The sequence below is a fragment of the Micromonospora sp. BS32 genome (genome assembly GCF_059089345.1).
In genome coordinates, this window is the sequence record NZ_JBSSHR010000002.1 from 225,739 (window position 1) to 248,598 (window position 22,860).

Here is a 22,860-nt window from a genome sequence, read left to right on the forward strand (position 1 = left end):
TATGACCGACAGGTACGCGAGCTTCGTCCAATCGGGGGCCGGCCGCGCGCTGGTCAAGCGCCTCGGGCTGCCCGACCCGCCGCGACTGCGCCGGCACACGCCCGGCGACCCGCTCCTGCCCGGGCCGGTCCTGCTGGGCGCGGCGACCGGGGGCCGGCTCGCCGAGCCGGTCGGCAAGATCCTGACCGCCGCCGGGGTCGAGCTGCGCGACCCCGCCGCCGACACCGACCCCACCGCCCGGTTCGGCGCCCTGGTGTACGACGCCACCGGCATCACCGACTCCACCGGCCTGCGCCAGCTCTACGACTTCTTCCACCCGCACGCCCGCGCGGTGCTGCCCAGCGGCCGGGTGGTCGTGCTCGGCACCCCGCCGGCGGAGTGCGGCTCTCCCCGCGAGGCCACCGCACAGCGGGCCCTGGAGGGGCTGACCCGCAGCATCGGCAAGGAGTTCGGCCGGGGCGTCACCGCTCAGCTGGTGTACGTGACGAAGGACGGCGACGCTGGCACGCTCACCAGCCTCGAATCGACCCTCCGCTTCCTGTTGTCGGGCCGGTCCGCGTACGTCTCCGGGCAGGTGGTCCGGGTGGGCGCCGGTCACGCGGCGCCGCCGGCGGACTGGGACCGGCCGCTGGACGGGCAGGTCGTGCTGGTCACCGGAGCGGCCCGGGGCATCGGCGCGGCGCTGGCCAAGGTGCTGGCCCGCGACGGCGCTCAGGTCGTCGCCCTGGACATCCCGGCGGCCGGCGACGCGCTGGCCGCGGTGGTGAACGAGATCGGCGGCAGCGCCCTGCAGCTCGACCTGACCACCCCGGACGCCCCGACCCGGCTCGCCGAGCACCTCGCCGCCCGGCACGGCCGGGTCGACGTGGTGGTGCACAACGCCGGCATCACCCGGGACAAGACCCTCGGCCGGATGGACGCCGACCGCTGGGACCAGGTGATCGACGTCAACCTCTCCAGTCAGGAGCGGATCAACGACGTACTGCTGGAGCGCGACCTGATCCCGGCCGGCGGCCGGATCGTCTCGGTCTCCTCCATCGCCGGGATCGCCGGCAACCGCGGGCAGACCAACTACGCCACCAGTAAGGCCGGCGTGATCGGGCTGGTCGACTCGCTCGCCCCGGCGCTGCGTGGGCGCGGGATCAGCGTCAACGCCGTCGCGCCCGGGTTCATCGAGACTCGGCTGACCGCGCGGATCCCGCTGGCGCTGCGCGAGGCGGGCCGCCGGATGAACAGCATGTCGCAGGGCGGGCTGCCGGTGGACGTGGCCGAGACCATCGGCTGGTTGGCCTGGCCGGCCAGCGGCGCGGTCAGCGGCAACGTGGTCCGGGTCTGCGGTCAGAGCCTGCTGGGGGCGTGATGGCGCGGCGGAAGGAACGACCGGAGGACGCCTCGACCGAGGACCTCTCCGTCCATGAGCTGATCGACGGGCCGACGGAGGTCATCTCGCCGGCGCAGCTGGCCGCCGTCCGCGCGGCCGGCCCGTCGGGGCACGACGCGAGCACCGAGGCCACCCACGACCTGTCGCGGTACGCCACGGACGAGCCGGCCGCCGCCGGGAGACGGGCCCGGCTGGAGCTGTCCCGGATGCCGGCGCAGGGGGCGCTCTACCGGCGGGCGCTGCGCGACGCGGTGCCGGTGATCGGCCGGTCCCGACGCCCGGACGCGCCGCCGCAGGTCGAGCTGGCGGTCACCGGGGCCACCGTCGACCGGGCGCACCTGGCCGACTACGACCGGGTCTGCGGCTTCCGGCTCGCCGACCGGCTGCCGGCCACGTATCCGCACGTCATGGGCTTCCCACTGGCACTGCGGCTGATGACCACGCCGGAGTTCCCCATCCCGCTCACCGGGGTGGTGCACGTGGGCAACCGGATCACCGTGCACCGCCCGATCGAGGCCGGCGAGACGCTGGACTTCGTCACCTACGCGGAGCACCTGCGCCCGCACGAGCGGGGACGGCAGATCGACGTCGTCCTGGTCGGGTCGGTCGCCGGTGAGGAGGTCTGGCGCGGCGTCTCGACGTACCTCGGGAAGGAGCGCACGCCCGGCGGCGGCGCCCGGCGCGACCCGGGTGACCGGCCCGCGCCGCCGGCCGCCTCCGCCCGGTGGCGGGTCGAGCCGCGGGTGGGTGCGGACTACGCCCGGGTCTCCGGCGACCACAACCCGATCCACACCTCGAAGCTCGGGGCCCGGCTGCTCGGCTTCCCCCGCCCGATCGCGCACGGGATGTGGAGCAAGGCCCGCTGCCTGGCCGCGCTGGAGAGCCGGCTGCCGGACGCCTACACCGTCGACGTGGCGTTCAAGCTGCCGGTGCCGCTGCCCACCACGGTGGCCTTCAGCGCCACCCCGGGCTGGGACTTCGCGCTGCACGACGCCCGGACCGGCCGGCCGCACCTGGTCGGCACGATCCGCTGACGGCGGGGTGCCGGGGCGGCGTCCCCGGCACCCGTTCTCCCCGGATGCGCCTCCGCCCGAGGGTCGGTCACCGGAGCATGAGGGCATGCAGTCGGTGCTCGACCTGCTCCACCACACCGTCACCTCGCCGTGGGTGTACCTGGTGATCTTCGTGGTGACCGCGGTCGACGCCTTCTTCCCGGTGGTGCCGGGCGAGACGGTGGTGATCACCGCCGGGGTGTTCGCCGCGGCCGGCGAGCCGAACCTGGTCGCGGTGATCGTGGTGGCCGCGGTCGGCGCGCTCGCCGGCGACCACGTCTCGTACGGCATCGGCCGGGGCGGCGGCGCGCACCGGCTGGCCCGGCTGCCGGCGGAGAGCCGCCGCCGAACCGGGTCGGACTGGGCCCGGCGGGCGGTGGATCGGCGAGGCGGCTCGATCCTCACCACGTCGCGGTACGTGCCCGGTGGCCGCACCGCGGTCACCCTGACCATGGGTGCCGTCCGGTACCCGCTGTCCCGCTTCCTCTTCTACGACGCGGTGGCCACCGGCAGCTGGGCCACCTACTGCGGGCTGCTCGGCTACTTCGGCGGCCTGGCCTTCGAACACGATCCGGGCCGCGCCCTGCTGGTCGGCGTCGGGCTCTCCCTCGCCGTCACCGGCCTGCTGGAGCTGGGCCGGTGGCTGCGTCGCCGGGCGCACCGGCGGGCCGCCGCCCGCCGCTGAAGCTGATCAGGTGGGCGGGGTGGGCGGGCGCCAGGTGGCGCCGCGCAGCAGTTGGCCGGCGCCGAGCCAGGCCGCGTTCATCATCCGGGTGGCGGTCTTCTCCGGGTCGGCCTCCGGGTGGTCGGCGAGCCAGTCCGCGAGGGACTCGGTCGCCCCGACCAGGGCGTACGCGACGACCTCCAGCTCGGTCTCGCCCACCTCGCGCCCCTCGGCGCGCAGCGCGTGGTCGAGCATCCCGGCGACCACCTCGACCAGCCGGGCGCGCATCGCGGCCAGCTCGCCGGCGAACGGCTGGGAGCCGCGGGCCTGCCGGTAGAGCACCGCCCAGCCGTCCCGATGTGCGCCGACGAAGCCGAAGAAGGCGCGCAGCCCGCGCCAGAGCCGTTCGTCCGCGGGCAGGTCCGGCGCGGCGGCCCCGGCGATGGCCTCCATCATCCGGGTGCCCTCCCGGTGCAGGCAGGCGACGAAGAGCTCCTCCTTCGTGCCGAGGTACGCGTAGACCATCGGCTTGGAGATGCCGGCGTCCTCGGCGATCTCGTCCATGCTCGCGGCATGGAAGCCGCGTCGGGAGAAGACCTTGACGGCCGCGTCGAGCATCTGCTGCTCGCGTACGGCCCGGGGCAGGCGCTTGAAGGTGGGTGTGCTGGACACTCTTGCGAGCATACCTACTCGTGCGTAAGGTTACGCCCGAGTAACCAAAGTCGGCCCGCCCGAGAGGTGCATCCCCCAATGACTGACTTCGACCCGGCCAACTTCGGCAACGTCGGCCCCAAGGAATTCGCCCAGCTGGTCAAGTCCACCCCCGACGACAAGATCGCCGAGGTCATGTCCGGCGACCTGCGCGGCAAGATCCTGAGCACGGTCTTCGGCCGGATGCCGGAGCTGTTCCGCCCCGACCGGGCCGGTGCGACCAACGCGGTGATCCACTGGAACATCACCGGTCGCCCCGACGGTGGCACCGACACCTACGAGATCGCCATTGCCGACGGCAAGTGCGTCGTCAACGAGACTCCGCAGCACGACCCGAAGCTCAGCCTCACCATGGGCCCGGTCGAATTCCTGAAGATCGTCTCCGGTGGCGGTAACCCGGTGATGATGTTCATGACCGGCAAGCTGAAGGCCAAGGGCGACCTGGGCCTGGCCGCCAACATCGCCAACCTGTTCGACATCCCCAAGGCCTGACATGGCCGAGTTCTCGCTCGACCTGAACGAGGAACAGCGGGATCTACGCGACTGGGTGCACGGCTTCGCAGCCGACGTCGTGCGCCCGGCCGCGGCCGAGTGGGACGCCCGGGAGGAAACCCCCTGGCCGGTCATCCAGGAAGCGGCGAAGGTCGGCCTCTACGGCTTCGAGTTCCTCGCCACCTGCTGGGCCGACCCCACCGGCCTCTCCCTGCCGATCGCCAGCGAGGAACTCTTCTGGGGTGACGCCGGCATCGGCCTGGGCATCTTCGGCACCTCCCTCGCGGTAGCCGCCATCTACGGCGCGGGCACCCCCGACCAGCTCGTCGAATGGGTGCCGCAGTGCTTCGGCGACGTCGACCAGCCCGCCGTCGCCGCCTTCTGCACCAGCGAGCCGGAGGCCGGCTCCGACGTCGGCGCGATGCGTACCCGGGCCGTCTACGACGAGGCCACCGACGAGTGGGTGCTGCGCGGGCAGAAGGCGTACGCCACCAACGGCGGGATCGCCGGGGTGCACGTGGTCACCGCCTCCGTCGAGCCGTCGCTCGGGTCCCGGGGGCAGGCCGCGTTCGTCGTACCGCCGGGGACCGCCGGGCTCACCGCCACCCGCAAGCTACGCAAGCTCGGCCTGCGCGCATCGCACACCGCCGACGTCTTCCTCGACGACGTCCGGGTGCCCGGGCGCTGCCTGCTCGGCGGCCGGGACGCCCTCCTGGAACGCCTCGACCGGGCCCGCTCCGGCCGGCGCGCCTCCGGGCAGGCCGCGATGCGCACCTTCGAGCTGTCCCGCCCCACCGTCGGCGCACAGGCGCTCGGCGTGGCCCGCGCCGCCTACGAGTACGCCCTGGACTACGCCAAGGACCGGGTCCAGTTCGGACGGCCGATCATCGAGAACCAGGCGGTGGCGTTCGCGCTCGCCGACATGCGGACCGAGATCGACGCCGCCCGGCTGCTGGTCTGGCGGGCCTCCTGGATGGGCCGCAACAACCGGCCCTTCACCGCTGGGGAGGGCTCGATGTCCAAGCTCAAGGCGGGCGAGGTGGCCGTCTCGGTCACCGAGAAGGCCGTCCAACTGCTCGGCGGGGCCGGCTTCCTGCGCGACCACCCGGTCGAGCGCTGGTACCGGGACGCGAAGATCTACACCATCTTCGAGGGCACCTCCGAGATCCAGCGGCTGGTCATCTCCCGGGCCATCTCCGGGATGCAGATCCGCTGACCGTCACCCTCGGTGCCGGCACCCTCCACCCCGGGTGCCGGACGGGGTGGCCCGGCAGACACCGGCTGGGCTCCGGCAGGCATCCGGTGCATGATCGAAAGGTGACGCCCCGGTGAAGGGGCCCCCGCCGGGGCCCCTTCACCGCACGCCCAGAAGGAGGCCCGCCGCATGGACCTGCCGTTCGTCGTGGCCACGCTGACCCGGCGCGGGTTGCTCACCCCGGGCCGACCGATCCGGGTCGCCTCCCAGCTCGGGGCGCTGCGCAAGTGGGGCTGGAGCCTCGCCGGTGAGCTGCGCCAGGCCGCCGCCCGCGACCCCGGCCGGGTCGCGGTCGTCGACGACCAGGGCGCGGAGACGAGCTACCAGGAACTGCTCGACCGCGCCGAACGGCTGGCCCGGGCCATGCGTACGGCCCTCGGCGTACAGCCCGGCGACCGGGTCGGGGTGCTCTGCCGCAACCACCGTGGACTCATCGAGGCGATCGTCGCCGCCACCGTCCTCGGCGCGGACGCGGTGCTGGTCAACACCGGCCTCTCCGCCGCGCAACTCACCACCGTCGCCGAGGAGCAACGGCTGCGGCTGCTGGTGCACGACGCCGAGTTCGCCGAGCGGGTCCTCGGCCTCCCCGCCGAGGTGCAGCGGGTGGACGAGCGCGGCCACGAGGAGCTGATCGCGGGGGCGCTCCCCGGCGAGGAACTGCAACCACCCGAGCGCGACGGCCGGACCATCGTGCTCACCTCGGGCACCACCGGCACCCCGAAGGGCGCCCGCCGCCCCACCCCGAACGGCTTCGGCCCGCTGGTGTCCATCATCGACCGGATCCCGCTGCACACCCGCGACACCGTGCTGATCGCCGCGCCGCTCTTCCACACCTGGGGGTACGCCGCCCTCCAGGTCGCCTTCGCGCTGCGTGCCACCATCGTGCTGCACCACCGCTTCGACCCGGCGGCCACGCTGGCCGCGCTCGTGACCCACCAGTGCCAGGCGCTCTTCGCCGTACCGGTGATGCTGCAGCGGCTGCTCGACGTGCCGCCGCCCGACCCGCTGCCCCCGCTGAAGGTCGTCGCGGTGAGCGGCTCGGCGCTGCCCGGCGGGCTCGCGCCCCGCTTCATGGACGTCTACGGCGACGTGGTCTACAACCTGTACGGCTCGACGGAGGTCTCCTGGGCGTCCATCGCCACCCCGGCCGACCTGCGCGAGGCGCCCACCACCGCCGGCCGGCCGCCGCACGGCACCCGGCTGGAGATCCTCGACGCCGACGGCCAGCCGGTGCCCGACGGCCGGGTCGGCCGGATCCTCGTCGGCAACGAGATGCTGTTCGAGGGCTACACCTCCGGCGCCCGGCGGGAGACCCACGACGGGCTGCTCGACACCGGCGACCTCGGCCGGATCAACGCCGACGGGCTGCTCTTCGTCGACGGCCGGGCCGACGACATGATCGTCTCCGGAGGCGAGAACGTCTTCCCGTCCGAGGTGGAGGATCTGCTCTCCCGCCTCCCCCAGGTCCGCGAGGCCGCCGTCATCGGGGTGCCCGACCCCGAGTACGGCCAGCGGCTCGCCGCCTTCCTCGGTCTGCACCCCGGCGAGACCCTCGACCCGGAGGCGGTCCGCGAGTACGTCCGGCACTACCTGGCCCGCTTCTCGGTGCCCCGCGACGTGATCTTCGTGAAGTACCTGCCACGCAACGCCACCGGCAAGGTGCTCAGCCGGGAACTACGCCGCTACTACGGCTGACGGTCGAGTGGTTCAGCGCCGAGCCGGGGGCCGTACGGTCGGCGTGACCCCCGGCGGGCGCTCACGGGTAGAGGGTCAGGCCGGGGGCCCGGCATATCTCGACGAGCTGGTCCATGGTGAGCAGCGGCGCGTCGGCCGTCGTCGAGGTCTGCATCCTGTTGCCCACCGGCTGGCTGCGGAAGTTGTTGGTGATGGCCAGCACCGAGGTGCCGTCCGGCCGGGACAGCGACACCCACAGCTGCCGCTGGCCCGGCTTCGCCTCCAGGCGGCTGACCATGGCCGTCGAGCCGTCCGGGTATCGGACGATCCGGCAGTCCTCGGAGTTCATCGACCGCGCGCAGTCCAGGGTGGACTCCTCACGAGGGGTCGGCAGCACCCGGAGCATGAAGAATCCGCTCTCCCTCCCCCGCCGGAGCGTGGCGCCGACCTCGTACTCGCGGTAGCTGGGGTGGTACTGGAACTGCGGATCGGCGCAGCCCTGCTGGGCCGGGTCGACGCGTAACCCGGCGGGCAGCCGGGTGCGGAGTCCGTCCCGCAGCGCCGCGGTCAGGCGGGCCACCCCGGCGGCCGGCTCCTCCGTCGGCCGGGGGCGCACCGTGCCGTACGACTGGAGGGGTGGCTGCGGGCCGGTCGGCTTCGGCGTCACGCCGGTGCAGAGCTTCACGGCAGTGGCAGGGCTGGCGGTGGGTGAGCCGATCGCCGGAGGCACGACCGCCCGGGGCGCCGGTCCCCCGGCGATCAGCGCCGGCGTGACGACCGCCGCGGCGACGGCCGCCGCCACCCCGGTGCCGCTCCACACCCAGGTCCGGTGCCGGCGACGCCGTCGGTCGACCCGGATCAGCTGGTCGACGTCGATCCGGCTGGGGGGTGCGTCGGCCACCGCGACGCGCAACTCGTGCGAGATCTCATCCATTGGTACGTGCCTCCCGACTGGTCGGCGTGGCGACGAGGCGACCCCGCAGCGCCTCGATCGCCCGCGCGGACTGGCTCTTCACGGTGCCCGGGGTGCAGCCCAGCTCGCGGGCGGTGTCCTCGACCGACAGGTCGCAGAAGTAGCGCAGCACGAGCACCGCTCGGCGGCGCGGCGGCAGCTCGGCGAGGAGGGCGAGAATGGTGAGGCGGTCCGCCGTACCGTCGGTGGTGGCGCGGACCGCGCTGTCCGGCACCTCCGCCCAGGCGGCCTCCCGCCGCCACGGTCGGCGGCGCTCGTCCAGCCAGACCCGGAGCAGGGTCCGCCGGACGTAGGCGTCCGGACTGTCCATCGCGGACACCCGCCGCCAGTGCCGCAGCAGCTTGACCAGAGCCGTCGACACCAGGTCGTCGGCCGTGTGCCAGTCACCGCAGAGCAGGTACGCCGTCCGACGCAGCGATTCCAGCCGCGCCGCGACGAACTCGCGGTAACCCTCGATGTCGGCAGGCAATCCCGCCACCTCCTCGCCTCACCGGTCAAACGGAAGCGAGCAGCGCCGAGGTTGCCCGCTCAGTCAGGAATCGTGATGCTGCCGTCCAGGGCCGCGGCGGCGATGTCGGTGCGGTGGTGCGAGCCGGCCAGCTCGACGCCGCGTACCAGGGCGTAGGCGGCGTCCCGCGCGGCGGCGAGATCCGGGCCGGTGGCCGTACCGCAGACGACCCGGCCCCCGGCGGAGAGCAGGGTGCCGTCGGCCCGGCGGGCGGTGCCGGCGTGGATGATCCCCGCGCGGTCCGCGCCGGTGATCACATCACCGGTACGCGGCGACGCCGGGTAGCCCTCGGCGGCCACCACCACCGTCACGGCCGCGCCGTCGTGCCAGCGCAGTGGCGGGTGCGCGGCCAGCGTGCCGGTCGCCGCGGCGTGCAGCAGACCGGCCAGCGGGGTCTCCAGCAGGGCGAGGACGACCTGCGTCTCCGGGTCGCCGAAGCGGGCGTTGAACTCGATCACCCGGGGGCCGGCGACGGTGAGCGCCAGGCCGACGTAGAGCAGGCCGGCGAACGGGGTGCCCCGGCGGCGCATCTCGGCCAGCGTCGGGTGCACGACGTCGCGCATCACCTCGTCGATCAGGTCCGGCGGGGCCCAGGGCAGCGGCGCGTACGCCCCCATGCCGCCGGTGTTCGGGCCGGAGTCGCCGTCGCCGGCCCGCTTGAAGTCCTGCGCGGGCAGCAGCGGCACCGCCGCCTCGCCGTCGGTCACCACGAACAGGGAGACCTCCGGGCCGGCGAGGTACTCCTCGATCACCACCCGGCCGCACTCGCGCGCGTGCTCCAGGGCGATCTCCCGGTCATCGGTGACCACCACGCCCTTGCCGGCGGCCAGCCCGTCGTTCTTCACCACGAACGGGGGACCGAACTCGTCCAGGGCCCGGCCGGCGCCCTCCGGATCGGTGCAGGTGAAGGCCCGCGCGGTCGGTACGCCGGCAGCGGTCATGATCTCCTTGGCGAAGGCCTTGGAGCCCTCCAGGCGGGCCGCCTCGGCGGACGGCCCGAAGGCCGGGATGCCCTTGGCGCGGACCGCGTCCGCCACGCCCGCGACCAGCGGCGCCTCCGGCCCGATCACCACCAGGTCGGCGCCCACCTCCACAGCCAGCGCGGCGACCGCCGACGGATCGGCGGGAGCGACGCCCCGCAGCTCGGCAAGCGAAGCGATGCCGGGATTCCCCGGCGCCGCCACCAACGCCTCCACCGAGGGATCACCGGCAAGTCCCAGCGCGAGCGCATGCTCCCGCCCACCACCACCCACAAGAAGAACCCGCACGACCCCGGATCCTACCGACCACCCCACCCCGCCCTGTTGATCAAGAAGTTTGCGTCCCAAATCCGGCCGATGGACGACCCAAACTTCTTGATCGATGCCGACTCCAGCGGTCAGCGGGCGCGGAGCGCCGCCTTCACGGTGTACGGGATGTAGTCCGGGCGCAGGGTGTCGGCCCAGGTGAAGCGGAGAATCCGCCAACCGGCGTTGACCAGGCGGTTCTGTCTCGCCCGGTCTTCGTAGACCGCCTCCGGCCTATCGTGCGGGGCCCTTCCGTCCACCTCGGCGATCAGTCGAGCCGTCCGCCACCCCAGATCGCCGACGCCGAGCAGGTAGCCGTCGTCGTCGCGTACCTCGATCTGGAGCGTGTCGGGGGCGACGCCGCCGTCGACGCAGCGCAACCGGGCCCGCGTCTCCAGCGGTGACTGCGCCCGCCCGTCCGCCTCGGCGAGATGACCGCGAGCCGCGACAGCACCCCTTCGCCGGGCGACGAGGGACGGGATCAGTGACAGGTCGGTGGGAGTGACGAGTCGCCAGTTCAGGGCCGAGTCGAGCGCACAGACCGCGGAGTACCGGTCCACTCGGAGAATGACGTCGGCCAAGGTACGCAGCGGCGTGGTCGTGCGGACACCGGCGACCTCACAGACGTCGACCGGGTCGACGGTGAGCTGATGCACCACGAGATCGACGTCAGTGGGACGCTGCGGTCGCGGACAGTCCACGGGCACCGAGACGTGGACGGTCGACGTCGGGCGGAGCCCCGCGATCCGGTGCAGCTCGGCGGCCGTGCCGAGGACCGCGAACGCTCCGGGACCGAGGCTCGCGACCGCTGCCCGGATGCGCGCCCGGCGGAGTGCGACCCCACCTGCCGACCGGCACGGAACGAAGCAGCCCCGTGCCACCCGCGTCCACTGCCCGGAGCGACACAGGTACCGAATCTGGTCCCGACTGAAGCCGGCGGACAGTGCCTGTGCTGTCGTCACCACCCCGTCCTGTTGGGCGGCGATCCGACCGAGAAGTTCGAGTTCCGCCATCCACCCAGGCTGCCCACCAGCCCCACCGCCGCGCCGCCCCTGTGGACAACCCTCCCCAGCCTGTGGACAGCCGCCACCTCCGCCTGTTGATCAAGAAGTTTGCGCACCAGTTCGCGCTGAATCCGTGCGCAAACTTCTTGATCAACGGGGCCAGACCGGGGTCACGGCCCGGGGTGGGGGTGGGGTTAGGGGAGGAGGGGGTGGCGGACTACGTTTTCTTCGCGGCCGGGGCCTACGCCGACGACGCTGACCCGGGTGCCGCAGAGTTCCTCGATGCGGGCGATGTAGCGCCTTGCGTTCTCGGGGAGGTCTTCCTCGGTCCGGGCCTTGGTGATGTCCTCCCACCAGCCGTCGAGCTCTTCGTAGATCGGCGTGGCGTGGTGGAAGTCGGTCTGGGTCATCGGCATGTCGTCGAACCGCTCGCCGTTGATCTCGTAACCGACGCAGATCGGCACCTTCGCCATGCCGGTGAGCACGTCCAGCTTGGTGACCACCAGATCGGTGACGCCGTTGAGGCGGCAGGCGTACCGGGCGACGACGGCGTCGAACCAGCCGCAGCGCCGCTCCCGGCCGGTCGTCGTGCCGTACTCGTGGCCGATCTTGCGCAGGTGCTGGCCGTTGTCGTCGAAGAGCTCGGTCGGGAACGGGCCGGCACCCACCCGGGTGGTGTACGCCTTGCTCACCGCGATCACCTTGGTGATCGCGGTCGGCGGGATGCCGGCACCCACGCACGCCCCACCGGCCGTCGGGTTCGACGAGGTTACGAAGGGGTACGTGCCGTGGTCCATGTCGAGCATGGTGGCCTGGGCACCCTCCAGCAGCACCGTCTCGCCGCGGTCCAGCGCGTCCCAGAGCATCACCCGGGTCTCGGCGATGTACGGCTTGAGCCGCTCCGCGTACTCCAGGTACTCCTCGATCGTCGCGTCGAGGTCGATCGCCTTGCGGTTGTAGATCTTGAACAGGAGCTGGTTCTTCTCGCGCAGCGCGAGTTCCAGCTTCTTGCGCAGGATGCCCGGGTCGAGCAGGTCCTGCAGGCGGATGCCCATCCGGGCGACCTTGTCGCCGTACGCCGGGCCGATGCCGCGTCCGGTGGTGCCGATCCGGCGGGTGCCGAGGTAGCGCTCGACCACCCGGTCCAGCGCCCGGTGGTGCGGCATGATCAGGTGCGCGTCGCCGGAGATGCGCAGCCGGGAGACGTCCACCCCGCGCTCGGCGAGGCCGTCGATCTCGGCGAGCAGCACCTTCGGGTCGACCACCACACCGTTACCGATGACGATCATCGCGCTCGGGGAGAGCGCCCCCGACGGCATCAGGTGCAGCGCGTACTTCTGCCCATCCGGCGTGATCACCGTGTGGCCGGCGTTGTTGCCGCCGGAGTAGCGCACGACGTAGTCGACCCGCTCACCAAGCAGGTCGGTAACCTTGCCCTTGCCCTCGTCGCCCCACTGAGCGCCTAGGAGCACGATCGCTGGCATCTCTTCCGCCTCCAGAAGGCTCGGGTGCCAGGTGGCGACCGGTTGGCGAGCCCGGGGTGTCAGGCTAACAAGTAGTGACGGCGTGCCCGGCAGGGGTCGCGTCGAGAGGCAGGAGGCTCCTTCGTGTACGACGTGGTGCTGCTCACCCTCGGCTCGGAGCGGGACGCTCCCGGTGGAGGCTGCGGCAGCGGCGACGCCTGCTGCGGCGGCGCCTCCGAGGCGGCCGGAGACAAGCCCGACGAGCGCTGCGAGACGCCACGCGTACCGGTGCTGGCCTGCGCGGACGCGCTCACCGCCCGGGGCGCCCGGGTGGAGACCGTCACCGCCCGCTCGGACGCCGAGGTCGACGAGGTGCTGGCCCGGCTCGACGGCCCGCCCCGCCCCGACGGCCTGACCTGGCCCGATCCCGACTCGAAGACCAGGCTGGTCGTTGCCACGGCCAGCGACGCCCAGTTGCGCGCCGTCGTGCGCCGACTGGTCCGCCGGTACGCCCCACCGCCCAGCCGCCGCCCCGCCGACCTGGCCGGCAACCGTACGGTGCCCGACCTGCCGCCGATCGGCGTACTGCCGCTCGATCCGGCCCGGGGTGGCACGCACCGGGACCTGGCCGCGCAGCTCGGCCTGCCGCGCGACCCCGCCGTGGTGGCCGCTGCGGTGCTCGACGGCGACGTACGCCGGCTCGATCTGCTGCGCAACGACGCCGGCTCGGTGACCCTGGACGGCGCGCTGCTCGGCGCCGCCGACGAGGCCGGCCGGCCGCTGCACTGGCGCGGCCGGGTCGAGGTGGACGACGCGGTGCTCTCCGACGGTGAGGACCCGATCCTGGCCTGCGCGGTGGGCAACGCCGGCGGGTACGCGACCCTCGACCAACTGCCGCTGCTCACCGCCCCCGACCCCACGGACGGGCTGGTGGAGGTGGCCGTGGCCGTTCCCGTGGTGACCCGGTCGGCGTTGGGCAGAAAGCGGATCCGCTTCGAGGTCCGCCGGGCCCGGGGCCGCGCGGTGTCCGTCGTACCCCGGGACGAGAAGGTGCCGTTCCTCGACGACGGGGTCGAGGGCGAGCTGAGCCGCAAGCGCTCCTGGTGGATCGAGCCGGGCGCCTGGGCGGCCTTCACCGGCTGACCTCGCCCGGGTTCCGCTACTTTCCGTAACCGGAAGGGGACGGCCTATCCTCGGCAGGAGGAACGGGGAGGAATCGTGGTGGACGAGAACGCCGACCGGGCGAGGCTGCCCGGCCAGCAACCGGTGCCGGAGCGGGACATCGAACCGCTCTGGCCCGACCCGACCGACCCCGGCCCGACGGGCCCGGTCTGGGCCGCCCACCAGTCCGCGGCCTACCCCTCGCTGACGGCCGAGGTCGACCCCGTGCCCGAGGCCGACGGCTGGTCTCCGCCCGCACCGGACCTGGGCGGCCAGCCCGCAACCGCACCGGGGCAGGGCCGCGATTCCGCGCCGGGCCTCGTGCCGACGCTTCGGGTCGGTCAGCCGGCTCCGGTGAACCTCGACCTGCCGTTCACCCTGGACCAGGCGATCGGCGCGCCGCCGCCGGTGGATCCGCCGGCGCCGGTTTCGCCGCCCGGGGCCCTCGGGCACGGCACGCCGCAGTCGGCGACGCCGGGACCGCCGCCCGGGACCGTCGAGCAGGACACGCCGCAGTCGGCCGCGCCGGGCACCCCGGTGGTGGCCGGCGGGCGGGGCGAGTCGCCGTGGGCCCAGCCTCCCCAGCGGACGTCCGCCGGCATGGAGGAGGCGATCGGCAGCGCCACCGTCCCGGGCACCGGCACCCCGGCGCCGCCGAGGCTCGGCCCGTTCCCACCGTCGCCCGGCACGCCGCTGAACCCGCCCGGGCCACACCCGCCGACGGAGTACCCACCCGGTCCGACGCTGTCGATACCCGCCCCGCAACCCGGCCCGCCGGCGCGACCCGGCCCAACCCCGCACGCCAGCCCGGCGGCGCACAACGGCCAGCCCATGCCGCCGGCACCCGGCACCGGGCCGCCGCAGCCCTCCGCCGGCTGGCCGGGTACCCCGTGGCCGCCGGCCGGTACGCCGCAGCAGCGGTACCCCCAGCAGCCGGAGCGGACGCCGGCCGGCTTCCCGGAACCGGCCTGGACGCCGGAGGGTGGCGTCGCGCCGACCGCGGAGGACTTCGCCCGCCGCCGGCAGATCCGCCCGGCCGACCCGGTCGCCACCATGGGCGTACGGGCGGTGGTGAACCGGATGGGGCTGGTGAAGCTCCCGCCCGGGCGGCACGAGCAGGAACTGCGCCAGGACATCGAGATGGTCCGCCGCAACTTCGGTGGGCTGCGCCAGGTGACCGTGGTCAACCCGAAAGGCGGCGCCGGCAAGACGGTGGCCATCCTGCTGCTCGCGATGACCTTCGGGCAGAAGCGCGGCGGGTACGTGCTGGCGTGGGACAACAACGAGACCCAGGGGACCCTGGGCATGCGCGCCCAGCAGGACTTCCACTCCCGTACTGTCCGGGACATGCTGCGTGACCTCGGGCAGTTCCAGGGCGCGCACGGCCGGATCGGCGACCTGTCGCAGTACGTCCGCTCGCAGGGCGAGGGGATGTTCGACGTGCTCGCCTCGGACGAGTCGGCCACCGGCGGCGAGATGCTCACCGCGGCGGCGTTCGCCGAGATCCGCGAGGTGGTCAGCCGCTTCTACAAGCTGATCTTCGTGGACACCGGGAACAACGTCCGGGCGCAGAACTGGCAGGCCGCGATGGACGCCACCGACCAACTGGTGGTCACCATGTCGGCGCGGAACGACTCGGCGGAGACCGCCGCGCGGATGCTCGACCACCTGGAGCAGAGCGGCCGGCAGCGGCTGGTCCGGCAGGCGGTGACCGTCGTCTCGATGCCACCGTCCCGCAAGGAGATCGACCTGCCGGCGATCCAGGAGCACTTCGCCGCCCGGACCCGGGCGGTGCTGCTGGCGCCGTACGAGCGGTTGATCGACACCGGCGAGCCGATCCGGTACGGCGGGCTCTCCTCGGCCACCCGGGACGCCTGGCTGAAGATCGCCGCGGCGGTGGCTGAGGGCCTCTGAGCTGGTACGACGGCCGGCCCGGTGCGGAACCGGGCCGGCCGTCGACCGGGGTCAGGCGCCGGCCAGGGCGTCCCCGGCGGCCGGGTCGCAGTCGCGCAGGAACTGGGCGCAGCGGGCCGCCTCGTCCGCCTCGCCGATCTCGCCGGCGGCCCGGGAGAGCACGTACAGGCAGCGGAGGAAGCCCTGGTTGGGCGCGTGCGACCAGGGCACCGGGCCGTGGCCCTTCCAGCCGTTGCGGCGCAACTGGTCCAGGCCGCGGTGGTAGCCGGTCCGGGCGTAGGCGTACGCCGCGATGGTCTGCCCGGCGTTGAACGCCCGGGTCGCCAGCGCCGCCCAGGCCGCGCTGTGCGTCGGGAAGCGGGCCGCGACCTCGGCGTACGCCTCGTCGGTGTCCGCCTGCCCGGCGTCGGCCAGGGCGGCGTCGGCCTCGTCGTACGCGGGCAGGAGGGTGGCCGGGGGCTCCGGCAACAGGTTCTGCATCGCCCCATTCAACCCGCTTCGCCCCCCGCCGCGCGAGGGGGTCCGGGCGATGCGCTGGCTGAACGGTGGAGGCGTTCGTCACGCCTGCGGCTTCCGCCCCCGGCCCTGCGGCCCATGCCGCCGCGAGATGTTTTCCACTACAACTATTGGTCCGGAGCCTCCCCAGGAACCGGTTACGCAGGAGCCCGGTGGCCTCGGTCACCGGGCTCCTGTCGTATCCGGCGGCCCTGGTTTGGCGGGTTGCCGGGCCGGGGCAGGATGGCGTGGTGCCGACCCCACCTCCCGCGGACGTCCTCGCGCCGCACGAAAGCCACCATGACGAGATCGAGACCCGGGAGGAGTTCGACCGACGCCGGGCGACCGGCAGCCTGGCCGGCCTGACTGTGCAGGGGCTCCGCCTCGACCTCGACCCCGTGCCCGACCTGACCGGCACCGACGTCGCCGGCACCCTCTTCGTGGGCTGCCGGTTCGCCTCCCGGGAGGTGGGCGCCGACCTGGTCCGGCGCGGGGCGAACGTGGTGCCCCCGTTCTCCGGCCTGCCGTACCCGACCCAGCCGACGCACCTCTACACCCCCGACGACCTGGCCGCCGGCTTCGCCGAGGGCGGGTTCGCCGGGATGTACGACACCCGGGTGTACGACCACTTCCGGGCGCACGGCGGGGCGCTGCCGGACGTCCGGGAGGCGCTCGGCCAGCGGCTGCACGACCACGGGGTGGACAACGCCCTGGGCGACGCCACCCGCGCCTGGCTGGCCGCGCACGGTCCGCAGTCGGTGGTCGGGGTGATGGGCGGGCACGCCGTGCCGCGCGGCAGCGTGCCGTACCGGATGGCGGCGGTGCTGGGCTGGGAGCTGGCCCGGGCCGACCGGCTCGTGGTGACCGGCGGCGGCCCCGGGGTGATGGAGGCGGCCAACCTCGGCGCGTTCCTCGCGGCCTGGCCGGCCGACGAGCTGACCGCGGCGATCGACCTGCTCGCGGCGGCGCCCGACTTCATCGACCATGACCGCTACACCGCGGCGGCGCTGGCCGTCCGCGCGCGGTACGCGACCCCGCCGGCGGTCCCGCAGCAGCGCTCCCCCGGCCTGGACTGGGCCCGCTCCGGCGGGCTGGCCATCCCCACCTGGCTGTACGGGCACGAGCCGGCGAACCTCTTCGCCGGGCGGATCGCCAAGTACTTCTCCAACGCCATCCGGGAGGACACCATCCTGCGGCTGGCCCGGGGCGGGATCGTCTTCGCGCCCGGCCGGGCCGGCACGGTGCAGGAGGTGTTCCAGGCGGCGACGAAGACGTACTACGGCACCGACGGGGCGAGCGGGGCGTACGTCTTCCTGGACCGGGCGTACTGGACGACGGAACTGCCGATCGAGGCGCTGCTGCGGCCGCTGCTCGCCGCGTCCCCGTTCGGCGACCTGTCGTCGACCGTGCACCTCACCGACGATGTCCGGGAGGCCGTCACGGTGCTCACGGCCTGAGACGCCGACGGCCGGCGCCCCGAGCGGGGCGCCGGCCGTGGAAGTGGAGCTGGTTACTTCATCGTGGTGCCGGTGGAGCGCAGGTGCTCGCAGGCCTCGACGACGCGGGCGGCAAGACCGGCCTCGGCCGCCTTGCCCCAGGTCCGCGGGTCGTACTGCTTCTTGTTGCCGACCTCGCCGTCGATCTTCAGCACGCCGTCGTAGTTGCGCAGCATGTGGTCCGCGACGGGGCGGGTGAAGGCGTACTGGGTGTCGGTGTCGATGTTCATCTTCACCACGCCGTAGTCGAGCGCCTCGCGGATCTCCGACAGCAGGGAGCCGGACCCGCCGTGGAAGACCAGGCTGAGCGGCTTCTCCTTGCCGTACTTGGCGCCCACCGCCTCCTGGATCTGGTTGAGGATCTCGGGACGGAGCTTGACGTTGCCCGGCTTGTAGACGCCGTGCACGTTGCCGAAGGTCAGCGCCGCCATGTAGCGGCCCTTCTCGCCCAGGCCGAGCGCGTCGACCATGGCCAGGCCGTCCTCGACGGTGGTGTAGAGCTTCTCGTTGATGGCGTTCTCGACGCCGTCCTCCTCGCCACCGACCACGCCGACCTCGATCTCGAGGACGATCTTGCCCTTGGCGGCCTCGTCGAGGAGCTGGGCGGCGATCTCCAGGTTCTCCGCCACCGGCACGGCCGAGCCGTCCCACATGTGCGACTGGAACAGCGGCTCCTCGCCGCGCTTCACCCGCTCCTGGCTGATCCCCATCAGCGGCCGGACGAACTTGTCCAGCTTCTCCTGCGGGCAGTGGTCGGTGTGCAGCGCGATGTTGACCGGGTACTTCTTGGCCACCTCGTGCGCGTACGCGGCGAACGCCACCGCGCCGGTCACCATGTCCTTGACCGACGGGCCGGAGAGGTACTCCGCGCCACCGGTGGAGACCTGGATGATGCCGTCGCTCTCCGCGTCGGCGAAGCCCTTCAGCGCCGCGTTCAGGGTCTGCGAGGACGTCACGTTGATCGCGGGGTACGCGAACCGGCCGGCCTTGGCCCGGTCCAGCATCTCCGCGTAGGCCTCGGGGGAAGCGATGGGCATGTCGAACGCTCCTTACTTACCGCTGTCGGCCGGTCTGGCCGCTGTCTTCCTTAGCTGGCGCCGGACCGCGCTGTCCACCGCGGGAAGTATCCCGTAGAAGGTGGCGCCGGGCACAACCGGCTCCCTCACCGAGCCTCCAGCCTGTCCGGTACGGCGACGCTGATCAGCCAGCTCACCACCGCCATCACGATGGCTCCCCAGAAGGCGGCCCAGAAACCGTCCACCCGGAACGGCAGGTCCAGCCCGCGGGCGATCGCGTCGGTGAGCAGGAAGAGCAGCGCGTTCACCACCAGCGCGAACAGCCCGAGGGTGAGCAGGTAGAACACGCAGCCGAACACCTTGATGACCGGCTTGAGCACCGCGTTGACCACCCCGAAGATCAGCGCCACCGCGAGCAGGGTGAGCGCCTGGTTGGCGCCGTTGCGGCCGGTGACGTCGACCCCGGGCACGATCAGCGTGGTGACCCAGAGCGCGACCGCGGTGATCACCAGTCGGATCAGGAAAGCCACGCCTCCATCCTGACACCGGCCGGCACCTCCGGAGGGACGATCCACCGAGTCCGCTTACCGCGCCAACCGCGCGACGACCCCGCACAACCCGTACGGTGTGGGTGTATTCCGCCGGAACCAGGGAGGGACGATGGGTCAGCCCGACGAGGACTTCGCCCCGAGCGACCACCTCAGCCCGGAGGAGCGGGACCCGGAGGCCGAACCCGCCGACGCGGTCGAGCAGGCCGCCTCGATCGACCCGGGCGACATCGACGCCGAGCCGCACCGCGGCCTGGAGGTCGGCGACTGGGACGCGATGGAGCAGGCCCGGGTGGTCACCGGGGACGAGGACGACTACCGCTGACGGCGCGCACCCCAGCCGGGTGAGCTGTCCCGGTCACCGCAGCCGGCTTACCCGGTCCGGGTGCGCCGCGGCCCACCCGGCCAACCGGTCGCCGCGCAGCGCGGCGAGGAACGCCGGCGCCTCCTGCGGGTCGGGCCGCAGCCGCCAACTCTGCCCCCGCGGGGGCCCGACCGGCACGCTCAGCCCCACCGGCTCGACCGACCTCAACTCCGGCACGACCCGGAACAGCTCCAACAGGGAGCCGTCGGCGCTGGACACCGTCAGGTCCGAGCCCACCGCGGCCAGCAGCCGGGACAACCGCGCCGGGTTGGTGACCAGCCCTTCGTCGGTGGCCCCGCGCACCAGCCCGGCCGCGAAGAGCTGGGCGTTCCGGTCCCGGTCGAGCGACCCGTCCGGCAGCCCCTTGCGCTGGCGGAGCAGGTCCACCGACGCCGCGCCGTTGAGCCGCTGACAGCCGGCCGGGAAGAGCCGGTCGGTGTGCGTGGAACGCACCGGGCGCGGCAGGCAGACCTCGACCCCGCCCAACTCGTCGGTGACCGTGCGCAGCACCGGGTACGTCAGCACCGCCCCCGCGTCGACCCGTACGCCGGTCAGTTCGGACACCGTGCGCCGGGTCAGCTCGTAGCCGTCCTTCAGGTCCGGTCGCCCCTCGCCCGCGCCCTTCAGGAACGCGCTGTTCAGCTTGCCGGTCCCGTGCCCGGGGATGGGCACCTCCATGTCCCGGGGGAGCGAGACCAGATAGGGCCGGCTGCGGTCGGCGGGAACGTGGATGATCAGTACTGAGTCCGCCAGTGGGGCCGATCCGTCGAGGCCGAGCAGCAGCACGTTCACCGCCCCGGCCGGCGCCGGCGGGGGCGGGCTGGGCTGCCCCAGCAGCACGGCTTCCCCGCCGGGTCGGTCCGGGGTGAACTGCGGGATCGCGACGCCCATCAGGCCGAACACGGCCAGCGCGGCGGCCCCCGCCTCCAGCCGGCGGCGACGCCGTCGCCGCCCGACGACCATCCGGTCGATCGCCGCGCGCAGCGGCCCGGTGGGCGGGGTGAGCGGCTCGTGCCGGACGAAGGCGGCCCGCAGCTCCTCCTCGACGGTCATGAGCAGACCTCCATGTGTTCGGCGCGCAGGGTGGCCAGCGCCCGGGAAATGGACGAACGGACGGTCCCTACGGCGCAGCCGAGGATCTCGGCGATCTCCGCGTCCGGCAGGTCCTCGTAGTAGCGGAGCACCAGGCTGGCGCGTTGCCGGCGGGGCAGCCGGGCCAGCCAGGACCAGACCTGGTCCCGCTCCACGGCGTCCTGGGCGTGGTCGGCGCGCACCGGCACGGTCTCCTCCGGCTCGCCGCGCAGCAGCACCCGACGTACCCAGGACCCCCGCCGCCAGTCGACGTACTGGTTGGTCAGCATCCGGCGGACGTACCGCTCCGGCGAATCGGCCCGGGCGACCCGGCGCCAGTTCAGCTGGACCCGCACCATGGTGTCCTGCACCAGGTCCTGCGCCTGGTGCGGATCACCGGTCAGCATGACCGCGTAACGCAGCAGCGCGGCCAGCCGCGAGTCGGCGAACTCCTCGTACGTCACTGCACCTCCCGGTGTCCCGACATGATGACGGGAGCGGGCGGCCGGAACGTTGCGATCCGCGCGGACTCGGCAGCATCGCCGTGTCATGCGAGGGCGGTCGTACGGTCACGAGACGTGACAGTCGCAGGGGCCACTCGCCGGCCAGAGTCAGCCGTTCGGCCCATTCAGCAGCCCGGAAGGACGTCCGGGGCGACGCGAAGTCTTAAGGACAACTTAAGATCCGCAGGCTCCACCTGGACATTCCCACGGGAGGAACCCCCAATGCTCAAGCACTCCACCCGGCGCTGGCTCGCCGGGTTGGGCGTCGCAGGCGCCTTCGTCGCCGCCTCCGCCACCCCCGCCGTCGCGGCGACCGCGCCGTTCGAGCTGATCACCCAGGACCTGCTCGTCGCTCCGGACCACTCGGGCTACACGTACGTCTTCGCCAGCCCGACCGATCCGGAGGGCGGGCCGGCCAGCTTCGGTCGTACCACCCTGGACATCGACTTCTCCGGGATCTCGGGCTTCGCTGCCATCGAGCAGCACGGTGAGGGTGACGGCTGGGCGTGCGAGCTCGCCGCCACGAAGCTGCACTGCGAGACCGACGTCCCCGACGACGAGGGGCCCGCATTCGGTTTCCAGGTGTCCGGCCGGAGCGAGGCCACGCCGGGCAGCAAGGGCGACCTGAAGTACGTGATGACTGCCGGCGGCCGGACGGTCAGCGCGACCTCGACGGTCACCATCGCCGAGGGCGTCGACCTTCAGGCTCCCGAGACGGCCATCGTCAGCGGTGCCCCGGGTGCCCGGGTGGACATCCCGTCGGTCGTCCACAACGGCAGCGAGGCGACCAGCCACGGCGCCGTACTGATGCTGAACAGCGACTACCTCACCCGGTACGCCGGCACCTTCTCGAACTGCGTCGACAGCGAGTTCGTGGCGGCCGTCTGCACCTTCGACGAGGAGCTGGCGCCGGGTAAGACCTACCGGCTCTCCGAGCCGGTGCCGTTCACTGTCGACAAGGACGCCCGGACCGGCGCGAGCCTCCAGGCGGCGAGCGTCTGGTGGACCAAGGACGACTGGGAGCTGGTCAGCCGGGACCTGCCGCAGGGCAAGCCGGGCACCGGGGCCGAGCTGCACCTGGTCGAGGAGAGCGGGGCGAAGTCGTTCGCGCCGCAGACCGACACCGACACTACGAACGACTTCACTTTCATCACCGTCAAGGTGACCGGCGACAACCGGGCGGACCTCGCCGCCGAGGGCGCCACGGCCAAGGGCGCGAAGGGCGACACCGTCGAGGTGCAGCCGGGCTTCACCAACCTCGGCCCGGCCCTGCTCGAGTACCAGGACCAGCCGCTGTTCCGGGTCTCGATCCCCGAGGGCACCACGGCCGTGGAGGTGTCGGGCGACTGCCAGCCGTACACCTCGGACGCCGAGTGGGACCAGTGGAACGGCAAGTGGGGTGAGCCGGGCGCCCGGGAGTACGGGTGCATGGCCAGCGAGACCCCGAAGGGCGTGCGGTACCCGTACCAGTTCAGCCTGCGGATCGACAAGGTCGTGCCGGGCGCCTCCGGTGCCCTCGCGGTCCGGCTGGACGGCGACCCGAACAGCAAGAACGACACCGCCAAGATCGTGATCAATCCGACCGGCACGGGCACCGGCGGCAACGGCGACAACGCTGGTGGCAACGGCGGCAGCGCTGGTGGCAACGGCGGCGGTGACGGCGGCAGCCTGCCGATCACCGGCACCGCCACCGGCCTGATCGCCGGCATCGGCGCCCTGCTGCTCGCCGCCGGCGCCGGCGGCTACGTGCTGGCCCGCCGGCGCAAGACCCGCTTCGTGGCCTGATCCACCTCGTCCCACCCGGAGCCCCGTCGACCACCGGTCGGCGG

22 protein-coding genes are annotated in these 22,860 nt (G+C 73.2%); 11 read left to right on the forward strand and 11 right to left on the reverse strand.

The window, feature by feature from the left end; translation table 11 throughout:
* Window position 1: 1 nt before the first annotated feature.
* The 3 genes from AC5RWQ_RS03770 to AC5RWQ_RS03780 all read left to right on the forward strand — a co-directional run bounded on the left by AC5RWQ_RS03770 (window position 2) and on the right by AC5RWQ_RS03780 (window position 3,118).
* A complete protein-coding gene (locus AC5RWQ_RS03770) occupies window positions 2–1,360 on the forward strand; it encodes a 3-oxoacyl-ACP reductase (protein WP_494281338.1) in 1,359 nt (452 codons plus the stop codon).
* A 227-nt stretch (window positions 1,361–1,587) separates the two neighbouring features.
* A complete protein-coding gene (locus AC5RWQ_RS03775; RefSeq protein WP_494281618.1) occupies window positions 1,588–2,415 on the forward strand; it encodes a MaoC/PaaZ C-terminal domain-containing protein in 828 nt (275 codons plus the stop codon).
* A gap of 85 nt (window positions 2,416–2,500) precedes the next feature.
* Window positions 2,501–3,118, forward strand: coding sequence for a DedA family protein (locus AC5RWQ_RS03780; protein WP_494281339.1), 618 nt, complete (start codon window positions 2,501–2,503; stop codon window positions 3,116–3,118).
* Between the two features lie 6 nt (window positions 3,119–3,124).
* Here AC5RWQ_RS03780 and AC5RWQ_RS03785 read toward each other — a convergent pair whose 3' ends face one another.
* Entirely contained in the window at window positions 3,125–3,769 is a 645-nt protein-coding gene (locus tag AC5RWQ_RS03785; RefSeq protein ID WP_494281340.1) for a TetR/AcrR family transcriptional regulator, read from the reverse strand.
* Between the two features lie 78 nt (window positions 3,770–3,847).
* Between AC5RWQ_RS03785 and AC5RWQ_RS03790 the strand changes: the two genes are divergently transcribed.
* From AC5RWQ_RS03790 to AC5RWQ_RS03800, 3 genes are all read left to right on the forward strand, one after another.
* Entirely contained in the window at window positions 3,848–4,300 is a 453-nt protein-coding gene (locus AC5RWQ_RS03790; protein WP_494281341.1) for an SCP2 sterol-binding domain-containing protein, read from the forward strand.
* Window position 4,301: 1 nt separating this feature from the next.
* Window positions 4,302–5,516, forward strand: a complete 1,215-nt coding sequence (locus tag AC5RWQ_RS03795) for an acyl-CoA dehydrogenase family protein (protein ID WP_494281342.1) — start codon at window positions 4,302–4,304, stop codon at window positions 5,514–5,516.
* Window positions 5,517–5,684: 168 nt separating this feature from the next.
* Window positions 5,685–7,250 carry an AMP-binding protein gene (locus AC5RWQ_RS03800; protein WP_494281343.1) on the forward strand — a complete coding sequence of 522 codons (1,566 nt, stop codon included), beginning with the start codon at window positions 5,685–5,687 and terminating at the stop codon, window positions 7,248–7,250.
* A 61-nt stretch (window positions 7,251–7,311) separates the two neighbouring features.
* On the opposite strand, the gene AC5RWQ_RS03805 is transcribed toward AC5RWQ_RS03800, so the two are convergent.
* From AC5RWQ_RS03805 to AC5RWQ_RS03825, 5 genes are all read right to left on the reverse strand, one after another.
* Window positions 7,312–8,163 (reverse strand): hypothetical protein, encoded by an 852-nt coding sequence (locus AC5RWQ_RS03805; RefSeq protein WP_494281344.1) that lies wholly within the window; start codon window positions 8,161–8,163, stop codon window positions 7,312–7,314.
* Window positions 8,156–8,671 (reverse strand): SigE family RNA polymerase sigma factor, encoded by a 516-nt coding sequence (locus AC5RWQ_RS03810; RefSeq protein WP_494281345.1) that lies wholly within the window; start codon window positions 8,669–8,671, stop codon window positions 8,156–8,158. Before AC5RWQ_RS03810 ends, AC5RWQ_RS03805 begins: the two co-directional genes overlap by 8 nt.
* Before the next feature lie 59 nt (window positions 8,672–8,730).
* On the reverse strand, window positions 8,731–9,978 hold the full coding sequence (purD, locus tag AC5RWQ_RS03815) for a phosphoribosylamine--glycine ligase (protein WP_494281346.1): 1,248 nt from the start codon (window positions 9,976–9,978) through the stop codon (window positions 8,731–8,733).
* Window positions 9,979–10,088: 110 nt separating this feature from the next.
* The gene (locus AC5RWQ_RS03820) at window positions 10,089–11,009 is read right to left on the reverse strand and encodes a type IV toxin-antitoxin system AbiEi family antitoxin domain-containing protein (protein ID WP_494281347.1); all 921 of its coding nucleotides are present in this window, start codon (window positions 11,007–11,009) and stop codon (window positions 10,089–10,091) included.
* A 185-nt stretch (window positions 11,010–11,194) separates the two neighbouring features.
* The gene (locus tag AC5RWQ_RS03825) at window positions 11,195–12,484 is read right to left on the reverse strand and encodes an adenylosuccinate synthase (protein ID WP_494281348.1); all 1,290 of its coding nucleotides are present in this window, start codon (window positions 12,482–12,484) and stop codon (window positions 11,195–11,197) included.
* A 123-nt stretch (window positions 12,485–12,607) separates the two neighbouring features.
* On the opposite strand from AC5RWQ_RS03825, the gene AC5RWQ_RS03830 reads away from it, so the two are divergent.
* Together AC5RWQ_RS03830 and AC5RWQ_RS03835 are read left to right on the forward strand one after the other, a co-directional pair.
* Complete coding sequence (locus AC5RWQ_RS03830) at window positions 12,608–13,606, forward strand: diacylglycerol kinase family protein (RefSeq protein ID WP_494281349.1); 999 nt, start codon at window positions 12,608–12,610, stop codon at window positions 13,604–13,606.
* Between the two features lie 75 nt (window positions 13,607–13,681).
* Window positions 13,682–15,538 carry a MinD/ParA family ATP-binding protein gene (locus AC5RWQ_RS03835; protein WP_494281350.1) on the forward strand — a complete coding sequence of 619 codons (1,857 nt, stop codon included), beginning with the start codon at window positions 13,682–13,684 and terminating at the stop codon, window positions 15,536–15,538.
* Between the two features lie 51 nt (window positions 15,539–15,589).
* Here AC5RWQ_RS03835 and AC5RWQ_RS03840 read toward each other — a convergent pair whose 3' ends face one another.
* Window positions 15,590–16,018, reverse strand: a complete 429-nt coding sequence (locus tag AC5RWQ_RS03840; protein ID WP_494281351.1) for a DUF3151 domain-containing protein — start codon at window positions 16,016–16,018, stop codon at window positions 15,590–15,592.
* A 266-nt stretch (window positions 16,019–16,284) separates the two neighbouring features.
* On the opposite strand from AC5RWQ_RS03840, the gene AC5RWQ_RS03845 reads away from it, so the two are divergent.
* Window positions 16,285–17,490, forward strand: coding sequence for an LOG family protein (locus AC5RWQ_RS03845; protein ID WP_494281352.1), 1,206 nt, complete (start codon window positions 16,285–16,287; stop codon window positions 17,488–17,490).
* Between the two features lie 53 nt (window positions 17,491–17,543).
* On the opposite strand, the gene fbaA is transcribed toward AC5RWQ_RS03845, so the two are convergent.
* Together fbaA and AC5RWQ_RS03855 are read right to left on the reverse strand one after the other, a co-directional pair.
* Window positions 17,544–18,566 carry a class II fructose-bisphosphate aldolase gene (gene fbaA, locus AC5RWQ_RS03850; protein ID WP_494281353.1) on the reverse strand — a complete coding sequence of 341 codons (1,023 nt, stop codon included), beginning with the start codon at window positions 18,564–18,566 and terminating at the stop codon, window positions 17,544–17,546.
* A 125-nt stretch (window positions 18,567–18,691) separates the two neighbouring features.
* A complete protein-coding gene (locus AC5RWQ_RS03855) occupies window positions 18,692–19,075 on the reverse strand; it encodes a phage holin family protein (protein WP_494281354.1) in 384 nt (127 codons plus the stop codon).
* A gap of 130 nt (window positions 19,076–19,205) precedes the next feature.
* Here AC5RWQ_RS03855 and AC5RWQ_RS03860 point away from each other — a divergent pair, with 130 nt between their 5' ends.
* On the forward strand, window positions 19,206–19,418 hold the full coding sequence (locus AC5RWQ_RS03860; RefSeq protein ID WP_334486654.1) for a hypothetical protein: 213 nt from the start codon (window positions 19,206–19,208) through the stop codon (window positions 19,416–19,418).
* Between the two features lie 33 nt (window positions 19,419–19,451).
* On the opposite strand, the gene AC5RWQ_RS03865 is transcribed toward AC5RWQ_RS03860, so the two are convergent.
* Together AC5RWQ_RS03865 and AC5RWQ_RS03870 are read right to left on the reverse strand one after the other, a co-directional pair.
* A complete protein-coding gene (locus tag AC5RWQ_RS03865; protein WP_494281355.1) occupies window positions 19,452–20,510 on the reverse strand; it encodes an LCP family protein in 1,059 nt (352 codons plus the stop codon).
* Window positions 20,507–20,992: a SigE family RNA polymerase sigma factor gene (locus AC5RWQ_RS03870; RefSeq protein ID WP_494281356.1), complete on the reverse strand. Its 486-nt coding sequence runs from the start codon at window positions 20,990–20,992 to the stop codon at window positions 20,507–20,509. Before AC5RWQ_RS03870 ends, AC5RWQ_RS03865 begins: the two co-directional genes overlap by 4 nt.
* A 261-nt stretch (window positions 20,993–21,253) precedes the next feature.
* Between AC5RWQ_RS03870 and AC5RWQ_RS03875 the strand changes: the two genes are divergently transcribed.
* Window positions 21,254–22,816 (forward strand): LPXTG cell wall anchor domain-containing protein, encoded by a 1,563-nt coding sequence (locus AC5RWQ_RS03875; protein WP_494281357.1) that lies wholly within the window; start codon window positions 21,254–21,256, stop codon window positions 22,814–22,816.
* Window positions 22,817–22,860: the final 44 nt, after the last annotated feature.